Annotated in this window: 12 protein-coding genes; 3 read left to right on the forward strand and 9 right to left on the reverse strand. The window is 65.9% G+C overall.

Translation table 11 applies throughout. From position 1 onward, the window contains the following. Position 1 precedes the first annotated feature (1 nt). From AGI3411_RS07895 to AGI3411_RS07935, 9 genes are all read right to left on the reverse strand, one after another. Complete coding sequence (locus AGI3411_RS07895) at positions 2–2,707, reverse strand: type VI secretion system Vgr family protein (protein WP_129526832.1); 2,706 nt, start codon at positions 2,705–2,707, stop codon at positions 2–4. A gap of 16 nt (positions 2,708–2,723) precedes the next feature. Continuing rightward, on the reverse strand, positions 2,724–5,420 hold the full coding sequence (gene tssH, locus AGI3411_RS07900) for a type VI secretion system ATPase TssH (protein WP_129526833.1): 2,697 nt from the start codon (positions 5,418–5,420) through the stop codon (positions 2,724–2,726). Between the two features lie 19 nt (positions 5,421–5,439). Further along, on the reverse strand, positions 5,440–6,534 hold the full coding sequence (gene tssG / locus AGI3411_RS07905) for a type VI secretion system baseplate subunit TssG (RefSeq protein ID WP_208748030.1): 1,095 nt from the start codon (positions 6,532–6,534) through the stop codon (positions 5,440–5,442). Next, the gene (tssF, locus tag AGI3411_RS07910) at positions 6,498–8,336 is read right to left on the reverse strand and encodes a type VI secretion system baseplate subunit TssF (RefSeq protein ID WP_129526835.1); all 1,839 of its coding nucleotides are present in this window, start codon (positions 8,334–8,336) and stop codon (positions 6,498–6,500) included. Before tssF ends, tssG begins: the two co-directional genes overlap by 37 nt. A gap of 52 nt (positions 8,337–8,388) precedes the next feature. After that, complete coding sequence (gene tssE / locus AGI3411_RS07915) at positions 8,389–8,874, reverse strand: type VI secretion system baseplate subunit TssE (protein ID WP_043546372.1); 486 nt, start codon at positions 8,872–8,874, stop codon at positions 8,389–8,391. A 69-nt stretch (positions 8,875–8,943) separates the two neighbouring features. Then, positions 8,944–9,447, reverse strand: coding sequence for an Hcp family type VI secretion system effector (locus tag AGI3411_RS07920; RefSeq protein WP_006395404.1), 504 nt, complete (start codon positions 9,445–9,447; stop codon positions 8,944–8,946). 41 nt (positions 9,448–9,488) lie between these two features. After that, positions 9,489–10,982 carry a type VI secretion system contractile sheath large subunit gene (gene tssC / locus AGI3411_RS07925; protein ID WP_059371264.1) on the reverse strand — a complete coding sequence of 498 codons (1,494 nt, stop codon included), beginning with the start codon at positions 10,980–10,982 and terminating at the stop codon, positions 9,489–9,491. Further along, positions 10,975–11,499, reverse strand: coding sequence for a type VI secretion system contractile sheath small subunit (tssB, locus tag AGI3411_RS07930; RefSeq protein ID WP_013396290.1), 525 nt, complete (start codon positions 11,497–11,499; stop codon positions 10,975–10,977). The genes tssC and tssB overlap by 8 nt, the downstream gene beginning before the upstream one ends. 44 nt (positions 11,500–11,543) lie before the next feature. Continuing rightward, positions 11,544–12,149, reverse strand: coding sequence for a hypothetical protein (locus AGI3411_RS07935; protein ID WP_244240282.1), 606 nt, complete (start codon positions 12,147–12,149; stop codon positions 11,544–11,546). A gap of 257 nt (positions 12,150–12,406) precedes the next feature. On the opposite strand from AGI3411_RS07935, the gene tssJ reads away from it, so the two are divergent. The 3 genes from tssJ (at position 12,407) to icmH (ending at position 15,244) form a co-directional block, all read left to right on the forward strand. After that, complete coding sequence (gene tssJ, locus AGI3411_RS07940) at positions 12,407–13,024, forward strand: type VI secretion system lipoprotein TssJ (RefSeq protein WP_244240283.1); 618 nt, start codon at positions 12,407–12,409, stop codon at positions 13,022–13,024. 68 nt (positions 13,025–13,092) lie between these two features. Next, the gene (gene tssK / locus AGI3411_RS07945) at positions 13,093–14,439 is read left to right on the forward strand and encodes a type VI secretion system baseplate subunit TssK (protein ID WP_129526836.1); all 1,347 of its coding nucleotides are present in this window, start codon (positions 13,093–13,095) and stop codon (positions 14,437–14,439) included. Between the two features lie 49 nt (positions 14,440–14,488). After that, positions 14,489–15,244, forward strand: a complete 756-nt coding sequence (gene icmH, locus AGI3411_RS07950) for a type IVB secretion system protein IcmH/DotU (RefSeq protein ID WP_244240297.1) — start codon at positions 14,489–14,491, stop codon at positions 15,242–15,244. Positions 15,245–15,269 lie beyond the last annotated feature (25 nt).

Consider the following 15,269-nt stretch of genomic DNA (forward strand, 5'->3'; position numbering starts at 1 on the left):
GCTACAGGTCAACCGCCGCGGCGCCCGATGACGCCGCGCTCTGCATTCTCAGCTGGCACCCTTCGAAGTCCCCTGCCGGCAAAGTTGCGGGCAACGGCGCGCTTTGCGGGCCGATCCAGCTATGCACGCCGGCTTTCAATTCCACTTTGCCCGGCGCATGCAGCTGGATGCCGCCGCCTTCGACCCGCAGATAGGCGCCGCCCGCGGTGGCCAGCAGGCGTTTCTTGGCTTCGACCAGCACGCTCGCGTCGGCCGATGCGATGGTTACCGCCTTCTCGGCCGTCAACGTCATCTTGGCGTCCTGGCTGTGCAGCCGCAGCTTGCCGCCGGCTGCATGCAGGCGCAGGCCCTGGTCCTTGACCGGACGGCCGCCGGACGGCGCCTGGCCGAGCGTGAACAGCACCGCGCCGGCGGCCACCCCGAGCGCCACGTTGGCGCTGCTGGCCCAGTTAACGTCCGGCGCCACCTGCGCGAAGGTATTGCCCGCCACGAGGAACGCGTCCGCCGGTGTGTACTGGCCGATGCCACTCGGCGCGCTGACCTGGATGTGGGGCTCGCTATACGCCGCCACCGCCACGCTGGCCTTGCCCCCGCCCGGGCCTTCCTGCTCCGCTTCCACCACGTCCAGGACGTGCTGGAGTGCGTCCTGCGCCGGCACGGTTTCAGGATCGCCCTCCAGGGCCGCCTTCTGCTTGGCCGCCAGGTCCGCAAGTTCCTTGACCGACGCCATGGCGCTTTCAATCTGCTTGGCCGCCTCCGCGCTGTCCAGCAGCGCGCCGTCGGCGTTCTCGCGCAGATCGGCGCTGATCAGCAGCCCCGATCCCGCGCGCACCGCCACCGCTTCCTTGGTGGCCAGTTCCGCGCCATGGCCCAGGTCGTCCAGCCGCTCGTTGTCGCGCTGCTGCTTGATGTGGCCCAGGTTCAAGCGCGCGTCCGCCTGCGTGGTGGACGCCGTCAGCCGGGATTGTCCCGGGGTGTCGTCCTGCACCAGCTGGTTGTAGCCGCCGGTGCCCGCGCCGCTGCTCGACAGCGCCTGCGTCTTGAAGCCGGACATCACGGCGTTGTGCGCATGGCCTTCGTTGCCGCCGGCGAACCACGCGGGCGCATTGCCGGTGGCGTTGGCCCCGCCCGCCTGCACCTGGTTGTGCGACGCGTCCTCGGCGCCCTCGCCGTTGTAAAGCGCGCCCACCACGACGGGCCGGTCGATGTCGCCATGCAGGAACTCCACCAGCACCTCCTGCCCCACCCGCGGCACGAAATGGCCGCCCCAGTCTCCGCCGGCCACCGGCTCCGCCACGCGGACCCAGGTGCCCAGTTCATCCTTGGCGGGCGCGTTCTCATCGCCCGAGGGGTGCGCAAGGCGGCTGCTGGAGGCTTTGCCGCGCTGCCAATGGAATTGCACCTTGATGCGGTGGTCGCGGTCGGTGTGCACCGGGTCTTTCGCTCCCACCACCAGCGCGGTCTGCGCGCCGAAGACGGTGGGACGCGGATGCAGCCGCGCGCCATGGCCATCCTGCGTCGCCGGACGGAATTCGGTGTCGATGCCGATGCAAGTAAAGGTGTTCTTGTAGAAGTCCGCGTCGTCTTGCGCGCCCGCGCCGCCACCAAGCGCCTCGCTCACCGCGCGGCCCAGGTCGGCATCGAAGTTATTGCGGGCCTGATGCGTCATCGCAATCACGACGTAGGCGGACGGCCCGCCCTGCTGATAGTGGCCGGTCAGCTCGAAGCGCTGCCCCGGCGCCAGCGTACGCACGGTGCCCGCTCCCTCATAGCTCTCCTGGCGGACGCGGATGGCGGCCAGGGCATTGTGCGCCAGCCGTTCGCCCTGCGCGCTGTCCTCGTAGGCGTACTGCCCGGGGTAGTCGTTGCTCGCCAACTCGATGGCCTGCGCCCCGCCCGCATCGGCCTGCGCGGCGACCGAACGCGCCTGAGCACTGCGATAGTCCCAGCTGGCCATGCGCACGGCATTGGTCTGCCAGCGCTTGCGCTGGCTCCACTGCTGGATGCTGTCTTCCGTTTCCGTCACGTCCGCGCGCGCGAAACGCACGCTGGCCTGCGCGCCCGCCTTGAAGGCCCCATTGTGGTCCGCGATGACCAGCGTATGGCCGTCCGCCTCGTGCTCGATCCAATAGAACAGGCCCTCTTCCGCGAGCAGGCGTTCAACGAAGGCAAGGTCGGTTTCGCGGTACTGGATGGTCAGACTGCGCTTGGCGTAGGCCGCCTTGTCCTTCACGTCCCAGCGCCATTGCGGCGCAAGCGTCGCCTGGCCCTTATAGTCCCCGAACACGCTCTCGACGATGTCGAACACCGTCTTGTCCTGATAGGCGAAGCTGTCGCGCCGGGCGCGCAGGAAGGCCAGCCAAGGCTCCACGGTCAGGGCGTAGCGAGCCATGCCGCCGTTGGCGCCGCGGAATTCCGCCGCCGTCACATGGCCGTGCCAGAGGCGCGGCTGCTCGCGGTCCAGCGCCGTCTGCAGGCGCAGCGCCACCGGCTGCCCCAACAGCGACTTCAACGGGATGTGGGCATCGCTGGACAGCGCCGTGATTTCCAGCCGGCACGCGCCTCCGCTCAATTGTTCGTGCGCAGTCAGCGTCTCCGCCACGAGGCGGTTCTCGCCCAGCGGCGTGGTCAGGTTCAGCAGGCGGTTGGCCTGCGTTACGCCTGCGGTCTGCAGGCGGGAAAGTCCGGAGGAATCCTGGGGGGGCATGGCGGCGGCTCCGGGCTCAGGTCAGGCGGTAGCGGAAATCGCCGTTCTTGCCGGCTGTGACCCGGATACGCACAATGGCCTCGCCTTGCGCCATCCGACTCAGCACCTGCTCGGCGATCTGCGGGAGCAGCGTGCCGTTCAGGATGTGGTCGACATTTCGCGCGCCGGTATCCACCTCGGTGCAGCGCGCGAGCACGGCCTCGACCAGCGCCTCGTCCCAATCGAACACCGCGCGGTGGTTGGCCTGCACGCGCTCGGCGATGCGTCCGAGCTTGAGGCCGATGATGCGCGCCAGCGCGTCGTCGTCCACGGGGTAGTAGGCGATGGTCTTCATCCGGCCCAGGAAGGCGGGCTTGAAGGCCTTGTACAGCTGCGGCGCCAGCAGTTCCTGCAACGCCTCCGGATCCGGCCGTTCCTCGGCGTTCTTGTTCAGGCACGCCTGCATGATGGCCGACGATCCGACATTGGAGGTCAGGATGATCAGCGTATTGCGGAAGTCGATCTCGCGGCCCTCGGCATCGTCCAGCACCCCTTTGTCGAACACCTGGAAGAACAGCTCCAGCACATCCGGATGGGCTTTTTCGATTTCGTCCAGCAACACTACGCTGTAGGGCTGGCGGCGCACCGCCTCGGTCAGCACGCCGCCTTCGCCGTAGCCCACATAGCCCGGCGGCGAGCCCTTCAAACCCGATACGCTGTGGGCTTCCTGATACTCGCTCATGTTGATGGTGACCAGCTTGCGCTCGCCGCCGTACAGCACGTCCGCCACGGCCAGCGCGGTCTCGGTCTTGCCCACGCCCGAAGGGCCGATGAACAGGAACACGCCCTTGGGCTTGTTGGGATCCTCCAGGCCCGCGCGCGCCGTGCGCACGCGCTGGGCGATGGCATGCAGCGCATGGTCCTGGCCGATGACGCGCTCGGCCAGCAGGGGCTGCAATTCCAGTACCGTGCGGATTTCGTCGTTCACCATGCGGCCCAGCGGGATGCCGGTCCAGGCCGACACGATTTCGGCGATGACCTGTGCGTCCACGAACGCGGGCACCAGCGGCGCTTCACCCTGCAGGGCGCGCAGCTGCTGCTGCAGTTCGGCCAGCTGCGCCTGGCCGGGCGTAGCCGCGGGCGCGGCCGCCTTGCCCGAACGGCGCTTGGCCGCGGGCTCCGGCACGGCGGGCTCTCCCGCCGCTTCGAGTTCTTCCCGCAGCGCGTGAATCTGCCCGACCAATTCGCTTTCCTGCGCCAGCCGCACCTCGGCCTGCGCAAGCGCTGTGCGCGTCGCGTCCATCTCCTGTTCCAGTTCACGCAGGCGCGCGGACTGCGCCGCGCCCGCCGCCGCTTCGCGGCGCAGGGCTGCATGCTCGGTTTCCAGGCGGGCCAGGCGATGACGCGCATCGTCGATCAGCGCCGGCGTGGCGCTGCGGCCCAGGGCCACGCGCGCGCACGCGGTATCGAGCACGCCGACGGCCTTGTCCGGCAGCTGGCGGCCGCTGATGTAGCGGTGCGACAGGCGCGCCGCGGCCACGATCGCCTCATCCAGGACGCGCACGCCAAAATGCCGTTCCATCAGCGGCGCCATGCCGCGCAGCATGCTGGCGGCCAGTTCCTCGCTGGGCTCCTCCACCTTCACCACCTGGAAACGCCGCGCCAGCGCCGCGTCCTTCTCGAAGTACTTCTTGTATTCGCTCCAGGTGGTGGCGGCGATGGTGCGCAGTTCGCCGCGCGCCAGCGCCGGCTTGAGCAGATTGGCCGCGTCGTTCTGGCCCGCCTGCCCGCCCGCGCCGATCATGGTGTGGGCCTCATCGATGAACAGGATAATGGGCGTGGAGCTTTGCTTGACCTCGTCGATGACGTTCTTCAGGCGGTTCTCGAACTCCCCCTTGACGCTGGCGCCGGCCTGCAGCAGGCCCATGTCCAGCGTGCGCAAGGCCACGCCCGCAAGCGCCGGCGGCACGTCGCCGGCCACGATGCGCAGCGCCAACCCTTCGACCACCGCCGTCTTGCCCACGCCCGCTTCGCCGGTCAGGATCGGGTTGTTCTGGCGGCGGCGCGTGAGAATGTCGATCATCTGGCGAATCTCGGCGTCGCGGCCGATCACCGGGTCGATCTTGCCTTCGCGCGCGCGTTCGGTCAGGTTGGCGGTGTACTGATCCAGCGCCGGCGTCTTGGACAGGCCCGAGGCGGGCGCGGCCCCCTCCTCGGCGGCGCCGTCCGCGCCATCGCCCAGGGAGACGGACTGGCCCGCCTCCTCCGATCCCGCCGTCAGCGCGGTGAAATCGTGCTTCAACTCTTCCAGCCGGAAAGATTCGAACAGATGCGAGCCGCGCCGCGCAAGTTGCGCCAGGTCCGGCTCCGTCAACAGCGCAAGCAGCAGGTGGCCGGAGCGGATGCGCGTCGTCTGCGTGTCCAGCGAGGCGATCAGCCAGGCGTGCTCGAACAACCGCGGCAGATGCGGCGAAAACACCGGCGTACGCGTGTTGCCGTTCTTGAATCCGCGGATTTCGGCATTCAGGTCGGCTTCCAGCGTCGAGGCATCGATGCCGCTGCGGCGGGCCACGATGCTGAAGTCGCTAGCGGGCTTTTCCAGCAAGGCCAGGAACAGGTGTTCCAGGTCCACCTCGTAATGGCCTTGCGCCATGCACAGGCTGGCGGCGCGCTCGGCGGCCTGACGGCAGGTCTGGTTCAGTTTCCCGATCAGGGTTTTCAAGGGAGTGGCCATGTTCTAGGTGATGTTTTTCTTAGTGAATGGTGTGCAGTTCATAGCTGGCGTCGTCGCGATCCGACGCCACCGGTCCGGTGCAAAGAAAGGAGTTCCAGCCCAGGCGCGCGCCTTCGCCATCGCCGCCCAGGACGCTGCCGGCGACGTCCGTCTTGGCCATCACGAGCCGAACCTCGTACTCAAAACTCATGCCGCCGAACATCGTCAGCAGCTTCTCAAGCGCCTGCGCGCGGGCGCCGCCCGGCAGGAAATCGGCGAACGCGGCCTTGGACAGCGGCCCGATCCACAGCCGGATGCGCATGTCGCGCTGCCAGATGCGATCGCCCGCCATCGCGGAGACCCCCAGCACCGCGCCCGGCATACCCAGCTGGGTGCGGTGTTCGGGCGGAACGTGGTACCAGCGGCCGACGAACTGCTCGACCCGCAAATCCACCTGGAAGTAATCGCACAGCACGCGCTGCAGATAGGCAGCCGACACCGGCCGCTGGCGCGCCGCGGCGGCATAGTGCGCCAGCGATTCATCGAACACCTGCCCCTGGCCCGAATGCAGGCGGTCGCGCAGGGCTGCGTGGCCGATTCCGCCCAGCGCCAGCAGGAGCGGTAGATAGTGATGGTCCTGCTCGGTTTCGTGGCGCAGCGGCATGCGGTACTTTTTCCACGCCGCATAGAACAGCGCCGCCGCCCGGTTCGAGAAAATATCGAAAAATGCGCGCGCGCCGCGATCGCGCTTGGCGCTCTCCCGGTGGCTCAGTATCTCGGAATAGTGCAGCGGCAAGGCGCCCTGCGCGCCCAGCAGGCCGAAGAAGGCGGGCTCGATTTCCACCCGACCCAGCTTGCCCGAGGCCAGCGCGTCCAGGCGCGATTGCGGATCGTCAAGCGCCTGCCCGTCCTTGTCGTATGCCGTCAGCGAGGCGATTTCGCTTGCGGGAAAGCCCAGCGACGACGAGTTCAGAAAGCGCAAGTGCGCCGGCACCGCGTTCTTGGCGCGCGAGCCCTCCTGCCGGGCGAACCACAGCTCCAGCACCCGCACGGCCTGGAAGAACTTGAATCGCTGCGGTTCGGCCAGCAGCGATTCGATTACGCTAGGATCGCGTCGCCGTTGCATGGGGGGCACCGTAGGATTTCTTCCGCGCCGCGGCGCGAGAGCACGACCAACTGCACGAAGCTGTTGGCATGCACGTAAAGACCGAAAAAGCGGTTGATCACCGCCACGAAGGCATGCAGGCTGGTGCCGACGAAGTTGTCTTCGTTGATCGTCAGCCGGATTTCGATGCCGCGCACGAAGGTGGCGAACGGCTCGCCCGGCATCCAGTGCGTGGCAGGCTTGTAGTCCAGCCCCACCAGCCCTTCTATCTGGCGCGCCGCCACCGCGGCGTGCGACAGGTCATACAGGCGCAGCGTTTCCTTCAGAGCGGGCAGGCCGCTTTGCACCAGGGACAGATGGTTCAGCGCCAGATGCGAAATCAGACGCCAATGCGCCGCACGGCCCTGCTGGAAGCGGTGCGTATGCGTCGGGCGCCGCAGCATGCGGATTTCGCGCGCAACCGATCCGCCCTCCAGGAACAGGTCACCGCCGGGCTGGCCCACGGCCAGGTGCGAGGGGAGGTCCCGGTTGGTGCAGGTCAATTCCAGGCTCAGCGTCTCGGTCTGCGGCACCGAAGGATCGAAGTCAATGTCCACGATGGACATCTCCATCTCGTAGCCCGGGCTGCGTTCTGCCACCATCGAATCGCGCCGCGCGGTCCAGTAATGGCTGGCCCTATCGGGCGTCTCGCCATGATGCAGGGAGTAGAAGGGGCGGAACTCGACGATCGAATCGCCCTGCGCGTTCTGCCGCACCTGGCGTACGCGGTCGATGGAATAGACCTCGTAGCCGTAGGCGCGCCGCGCATCGGCCACCACGGGATACGACGCCGCGGCGTGCGTGATGCGGATGGGATCCGCGCGCTGGGGGAACAGATTGACCACCGGCGTGCAGCCCAGCCGGAAATTGTCGGCGGAAGCGGATTCCAGCAGCCGGGCCGTATTGGAATCGGCGCGCAGGCCCTTCACGGGCAAGTGCAGCGTGAATTCGCGGACCGGACCCACCGCGCGCCGCAGCGCCGCCAGGTCTATGTCCACGAAGTTGAATTTCTCGGAAAAGACGAAGTACTCGGCCAGCAGGCGGTAGGCGGGATGCGAGCTGGCGGGAAAATCGATCAGCGCGTCCTCCTCGGCCAGGCCCACCTGCGCCAGCGGCACCTCCGTCAGGCGGCTCCAGCGGCCGGGCTGCGTCTCCACATAGGCCGCGGCGGTGCGCAGGAACAGGCAGTCGCGCAGCGCGGCGACGAACGACGGCTCGCCATGCAGATAAACGCGCAGCCTGTCCACGGCCAGCGTGGAAAAATTCTGCGTTTCAGCCAGGCACGCCAGGGTCAGCGACAGGCGGCCCGTCACGCCCGGCGGCAGGGTCGTGGAGGACGGCGCGTTGGCGGTCGACGCGAAACCCGCCTGGCGGATTGCCACGGGCGCCAGCGTCACGTCATAAGCGGTGCGAAAGCGGCAGGCCACACCGCGCACGGCATGCGATTTCAGCTCCGTGCTGCGCGGCAGGCGCACCGGCGCGGTCAGCTGGGCGGCCACGCCGCCCATGTCGAATTGCGCCACCGAACACGAGGGGAACGGGCGCAGGTAGTGCGGATACATCACCTCGAACAGCGCTTCCGTGAATTCCGGATAGTCGTCGTCGAGCTTCTTGTTGATGCGCGCGCCCAGCAGGGCGAACGATTCGATCATCCGCTCCACGTGCGGATCTTCGCAGGTTTCGCCCGATAATCCGAGCCGCGCGGCGATCTTGGGATAGCGCTGCGCGAAATCGCGCGACGAACTGCGCAGAAAACCCAGCTCGCGTTCGTAATATGGCAGCAGTTCTTCCATCTTTCCCTTCTCCGCCGGCGGCTTTGAGCCGGCGCCCGCGTTCATTGTTCGTTCAGGCGGCGGCTGCGGTCTTGGCCCAGCCCTTGCTCACCGAATACTGCAAAGTAGATGGCTGCAGCGTTGCATCGAATGTCACCGGCTCATGCGCGGGACCCACGTCCAGCATCGCGGTGATCGCGAAATACAGCACCGACGTCGCGCGGCTGTCCACCTGCAGCATGACCCGCACATGCGTCAGGCGCGGCTCATGGCGGGCGATCGCCTGCTCCAGCGATCGGCAGATGAATTCGCGGTCGTAGTGGCTGGCCAGGCTCAGGCCCGAAAAGTCCGACAGCCCATAGGTGAGGATGGACCGCTGGCAATTCGGATAGCGCTTGAGCGATTCCTCGGTGAAGACCATGCGCGTATTGAGCAGGGCTTCGATGTCGCGCGCGACGGTTTCCTTGATTTCCTCAACCGACAGGCGCCGCAGGGCGTGCGGTGTTTTCCCGTCGCCGTCGAACAATTTGTCGAACAGGCTGGGTTCGAATCCTTTCATCACGGACCTCATTCAGGAAAGGCTGCGGCCCGGATCGAGCCGCGGCCTTTACCGTCTACGCGGTCACGTTCAGACCGAATACGTCTTGTCGTTCTTGGTCAGGCTCCATGCGCCCTGGGCGTTGCCGCCCTGGTTGCCGCCCACCTTCTGCTGCGTGTACTTCCACTGCACGGCGGCGTACTTCAGCGAGAACGATTCGTGCGGCAGGCCTTCGCTCACGACCTCGGGGGCCACGCGCGAGATGATCACGTACTTGAGCTTGATCTCCAGGTACTTGACGCGGTTGCCTTCGCCGTCGGCGCGCAGGAAATCGATGGTCACTTCGTCGAACGTCGTGCCGCCGGAGGCGTGCTGATACAGCAGCGGGCTGACCACGTCCAGATCCTTGGTGAAGACCATCTCGCCATGCTCGGTGCGCTCGGCGGTATGGCCGCCCGAGGTGGAGGCGGTAGCCGAACGCGGCTGGATGATTTCATGGCGCCACGATCCGACTTCGATCCAGTCCGGATGGTCCTTGTCTTGCGACTCGCCCTTGAGCGCGGGGTTGCCGAATTTGACGTAGATGTCCTTCATTAATAGCCTCTCCAGTAAAAAAACGTCGAATCAAACGGGCCTTACGACTTCTGGGCCTGCGCGGGAAGCTCCGCGACCAGACGCAGCGAAATCGAAAGCTCGTCGAGCTGAAAGTGAGGCCGCAAAAACGCCACGGCCCTGAACACGCCGGGGCGACCCGGCACTTCGGCGACCTGCACCGATGCCTCCCGCAAGGGGAACTGCGCTTTCTGCTCCTGGCTCGCGTTATCGTCCAGCAGCACGTACTGCGAAACCCAGCGATTCAGGAAGCTCTCGACAGATTGCGCGGAGGCAAAGCTGCCGATCTTGTCCCGCATCATGGCCTTCAGGTAATGGGCCACGCGCGACACCGAAAATATGTACTGCAGCTGCGCGGACAGGACCGCGTTGGCATTGGCACTATCGGTGTTGTATTTCTTGGCCTTTTGCACCGACTGCGCGCCGAAGAAGGCGGCATAGTCGGAGTTCTTGCAGTGCACCAGCGGAATCAGGCCGAGGTCGCTCAGTTCTTTCTCGCGGCGGTCGGTGATGGCGATCTCGGTGGGGCACTTCAGGGCGATCTCGCCGTCGTCGGTCTTGAAGGTATGGGTGGGCAGGTTCTCCACCAGACCGCCGCCTTCCACGCCGCGGATCGCCGCGCACCAGCCGAAGTCGGCGAATGCCGCCGTCAGGCGCGCGCCGAAAGCCCAGGCGGCGTTGCACCACAGGTACTTGGCATGGTCGGTGCCATCCACCTCTTCGACGAAGTTGAAGCCCTCTACCGAGGTGCCTTCCTTCGGGTCGTAGGGCAGGCGGCCCAGGAAACGCGGCATGGTCAGGCCCACGTAGCGCGAGTCTTCCGAATCTCGGAAGCTGCGCCACTTGGTGTATTCCACCGTGTCGAACACTTTGGCCAGGTCGCGCGGCCGGCCCAGGTCGGCGAAGCTGTCCAGGCCCAGCAGCTCGGGCGAGGCCGAGGCGATGAACGGCGCATGCGAGGCCGCGGCCACGTGCGACATCTGTTCGATGAAGTACATATCCTCGGGCTGGCGCGTGATCTCGAAGTTGCCCAGCAGCGCGCCGAAGGGCGAACCGCCGAACGTGCCGAACTCTTCTTCGTAGACCTTCTTGAACATCAGGCTCTGGTCGAAGTCGATGGCGGTCTGGAAATCGCGCACCAGGTCGCGCTTGGTGACGTTGAGCACCTTGATCTTGAGCATCGGGCCGGTGTTGCTCTCCTGGCACAGGTAGTGCAGGCCGCGCCAGGTGCTTTCCAGTTTCTGGAATTCGGCGCCGTGCATCACCTCGCTCAGCTGAGCGGAGATCAGGCGATCCAGTTCGGCGACGCGGGCGTCCAGCATCGCCGACAGATTGTCCGAAACGACGACGGTGCCCTTCATGACTTCACGGGCCAGTTCGCCGATCAGGTCCTTGGCGCGGTCGTGCTCGGCGGTGGACTTGGCCACCCGGCTTTGCTCGACGATCTGGTCCAGCAGGCCCGAGTCCGCCTCGGCGGCCGGGGCGGACACGTTCTGCGCGGCGGCGGAATTACTCATTGCTGCCTCCCTTGCCATTCTTGCCGGCTTCGCTGGTCAATTGCTGCAGTTTTTCCGTGCTGCTGAGCACTTCGCCCAGCAGGTCCTCGAGCTTGTCGTTGCCCGCGAGCTTATTGCGCAGGTCGGCAAGCTTGGTGCGGATGTCCAGCAGCTCTTTCAGCGGCTCGATCTGTTGCACCACGGCTTCCGGCCGGAAATCCTCGACCGAGCGGAACTTCAGGTCCACCCCGAAGGTGCCGCCCTCATCGGTCAGGCGGTTCTTCACGCGATAGGCGGCGCGCGGCTCCAGGCCGCGCATCACGTCATCGAAATTGTCTACATCAATATTGACGAACTTGCGATCCTTCAGGCGCGGAAGCTCGGCTTCCGACTGCGCGCTGAAGTCGCCCACCACGCCCACGACGAAGGGAAGCTCTTTCTGTTCGATCGCATCGCCCTTCTCGACGTCATAGGTCAGCTGGACGCGCGGCGGGCGTACTTTCTGGAGTCGTTTCTGAACGCTTTCTTTCTTAGCCATGGGGGCTCCAAGCGAAGTGCATAGTGACGGGGCTGGCGGCCCGATCAGGGTTTGAGGAGATTGCCGAAGGGATCCGGCGCGCGGCCTGCGGGAGCGGCCGCCGGGGCGGCGCCCGCGGCGTTTGCGCCCTGCGCGCCGGCGGCAGGTGTTGCAGCCGGATTGGCGACGGGTTTGGCCGGCGGCACGGCGGCCGCTGGCGTGGCGGAGCCGGCGGCCGGCACGGCAGCCGCGCCCGCCCCTTGCGTATCGTTGTTACGCTTGGCCGGCTGACGGTGACGCGGCGGTTTGTAACCTTCCGGGAACAGCACATCCTGCCCCAGCGTTTCACGCATCGCGGCGGCGAGCGCCACCGCGTCGGTCCGGGCATTGCCGGCCAGCAGCGCGTCGGCGCGCAGGTCGGCCAGCGACTGCATCGCAACGCGCAAGCCACCCACAGCGCGGACGGTCTTGGCCGTGAAGTCCTCGGGTTCCCGGTTCAGGGCTTCATCCGCCGCGACGATGGCTTCGCCATACCGCTGTTCGTCAAAGCGGATCTTCGCGATATACGACCATGGCGCGCCGCGCGACGGATTGCGCAGCGCGATTTCCTGGAACTGGGCAACGGCCTGGTCGTTGCTCTTCGTGGCCAGTGTCTCCGTGGCCAGCGTCATTGATTGTTTGTATTCGGCGTCCGTTTGGGGCTTCGATGACGTCGCGCAGCCCGTCACGAAAGCCAATATTCCGCTAATGAGGAGAACCCGGGAAATGTGCATTTTTTGGCTTGTAGGTGGGTGTAACCAAGGCCGCGTATTTCAACAACCTTTTGTTAGCACAGCACTACAGTGCATTACTTCATGTAACTCACAACGAAATTTCGCTCATCATGCAGCGATCTGTATGTTGTCGCAGGCTTCCGGTATAAAGAGCCATGTCAAAACATCTCTATTTTTCTCGGCGCATGGCAGCGGTCGCACTGATCGCGACAACCCCCGTCATCAGTGGTTGTGCAGCGGTTTCAGCGATTGGAGCAGTGGCAGGAATGACCGGCGGCGTCATGGATATGGCGGGTCTCAAAAAGGACCCGAATGCGCCTGTCGACGTGAAATTGGCGATACACGCCGGAGAAAATTTGAACTCGAGCAACGGCCAGCCCATGGCCGTGGTTACGAAAATATACTATTTGAAGAACGCCGAGGCATTTCAGCGCGCGCCGCTCACACAATTAGTTGATACTGACGGCGAAAAGTCAGCCCTGGGCGACAGCGTCATCGCCTCGCGCGAGGTCACGCTGACACCGGGGCAGCGTTACGAAAACCTGGAGAAGGTGCCGAAAAGCGCCACCTATATAGCTGTCGCGGGTTTGTTTTATGCGCCCGCGCCGCAACGCTGGAAGTACGTGTTCGCAGTGGAAACCGCAGAGGACACCGGCATCGTCATGGGCGCCCATGCCTGCGCGATGACGGTCGTCACCGGCAAGATGACCTTGCCGCCAGGCGTGCCCGACTTCGACCCGGCGCGGCTCGGATCGGTGCAATGCCCGGGCTGAACACACGCAACCCGCGGCGCCCCGTCGTCATGAACCGCCGTCTCTAATATGAACAAGAGCCAGAAAACGTGAGCCATTCAGCGAAGATCCTATGGGGAGAGGGGCTGTTCCTGCGGCCCCAGCATTTTCAACGCCAAGACGCCTACCACGAAGCCCGCCTCGCCGAGATGAGCCGGGCGCTGCATCCCTATTCGTGGGGCCTGCGCGCCGCGCGCTTTGACGCCGCGGCGCTTGCCAACGGCATGCTGCGCGCCACCGAACTATCCGCCATTTTCCCCGACGGAGAAATCTATAACGCGCCCCACAACGACGACCTGCCGCCCGCCGTGGCGCTGGACGGGCTGGACGGCGCGAGCGAAGCGGTCTTCTATCTGGCGCTGCATCCCATGAAGGACATCGGCGGCAACTATCGCGATGCGCAGCAAGGCCAGGGTTTCGATGCGCGCTACGCGCACCAGGACAGCCCCGCGCCCGATCTCTATACCAATGCCAGCACCGCCGACCTGGCGTTCCTGCGCAAGAACGTCCGCCTCCTGTCCGAGCATGAACCGCGCGATGCGCTCTTGACGATTCCGATTGCCCGCGTGCGCCGCACGGCCAGCGCCGGCTATGAACTGGATACGGGCTTCATCGCGCCCAGCCTCACGGTCCAGGCCTGCAGCGCGCTCTTCGAGCAGCTGCGCCGCCTGCTCGACGCGCTGCAGGCCAAGGTCAACGCCCTGTACGGCTTTCACCGCGAACCCAACAAGAACATCATCGAGTTCCGCTCGGGCGACGTAGCCTCCTTCTGGCTGCTGCACACCGCCAACGAGGCCTATTCGGCGCTTTCGCACCTGTTCCACAACCCGCAGCTGCACCCGGAGCGCCTGTTCCAGGAAATGCTGCGCCTGGCCGGCGCGCTGATGACGTTCTCCAAGGTGCATACGCTGGCGGACCTGCCCGCATATCGGCACGAGCAGCCGGGCGCGGCCTTTGCGCAGCTCGATGAAATCCTGCGCGACCTGCTCGACACCGTCATCTCGACCCGCTACTTCTCCATCGTGCTGGACGAGGTGCGCCCCTCGTTCCACGTCGGCCGGCTGGACTCGGACAAACTGGACGAGGCCACCGCGCTGTACCTGTCGGTTTCGGCCACCACGCCGGCCAGCGAGCTGGCCGAAACCGTGCCGCTGCGTTTCAAGGTCGGCGCGCCCGACGACGTGGAAAAGCTCGTGCTGTCGGCCATGCCGGGCGTGCAGCTGGTGTACACGCCGCAAGTGCCGCCCGCCGTGCCCGTCAAGCCGGGTGCCTGCTACTTCACCTTGCAGACGCGCGGCTCGCTGTACGACCGCATGCTGCAGGCCCGCAGCATCGCCATCTACGCTCCGTCCGGCATTCCGGAACTGAAGCTGGACCTGATCGCCGTCACCCGCTAAACGACGCCAACCGAAAGAGCCCGCCATGACCGCCGACGCGCCCTCTCTGATGCCCGGAGCTTCGCTCCCTCCCCGAGCCGCCGAGTTCTACGGCTCACGCCCCGCGAAATCGCTGCTGGACCTGCTGTACGACGGCTTCCTGATGCTGTTCCTGCTCAAGAGCGGGCAGGAACCCGCCAGCGCCGCGTCGTTTTCGGCGCGCGTGCAGCAGTTCCTGGCGGACTTCGAGCGCAGCGCCAAGAAAATGGACATCCCGGCCGAAGACGTCTACGCGACCAAGTACGCCTTTTGCGCCGCGGTGGACGAAACCGTGCTGAATTCCGGCTTCTCGATCCGCGACGCGTGGATGCTGCAGCCCTTGCAACTGACCCTGTTCGGCGAACAGCTGGCCGGCGAGAATTTCTTCGCGCGCCTGGAAGACCTGCGGGCCCAGGGCGCGCCGCGCCTGCAATCGCTCGAAGTGTTCTACATGTGCCTGCTGCTGGGCTTCCAGGGCAAATACATGATTGAAGGCCAGGAGAAGCTCGGCTACCTGACCGCGCGCCTGGGCGACGAGATCGCGCTGCTGCGGGGCAAACGCGCCGGCTTCGCGCCGCACTGGCCGCTGCCCGACAAGATCGCCCATACCTTGAAACGCGACGTGCCGCTGTGGAGCATCGGCGCCCTGTTCGCCCTGCTCGGCCTTTTGGCGTACCTGGGCATGAGCCATTTCCTGAACGCGGACATGCAGACCGCCATGGCGCCCTATCACGACATCGTCAAGCTGGGCCCGCGCGCCGCCCACCTGACCATCTCGCTTCCCTGAAGGTCCACCTACACCGCCACGCCCC

The organism is Achromobacter agilis, from assembly GCF_900496965.1.
Classification (GTDB): Bacteria; Pseudomonadota; Gammaproteobacteria; order Burkholderiales; family Burkholderiaceae_B; genus Achromobacter; species Achromobacter agilis.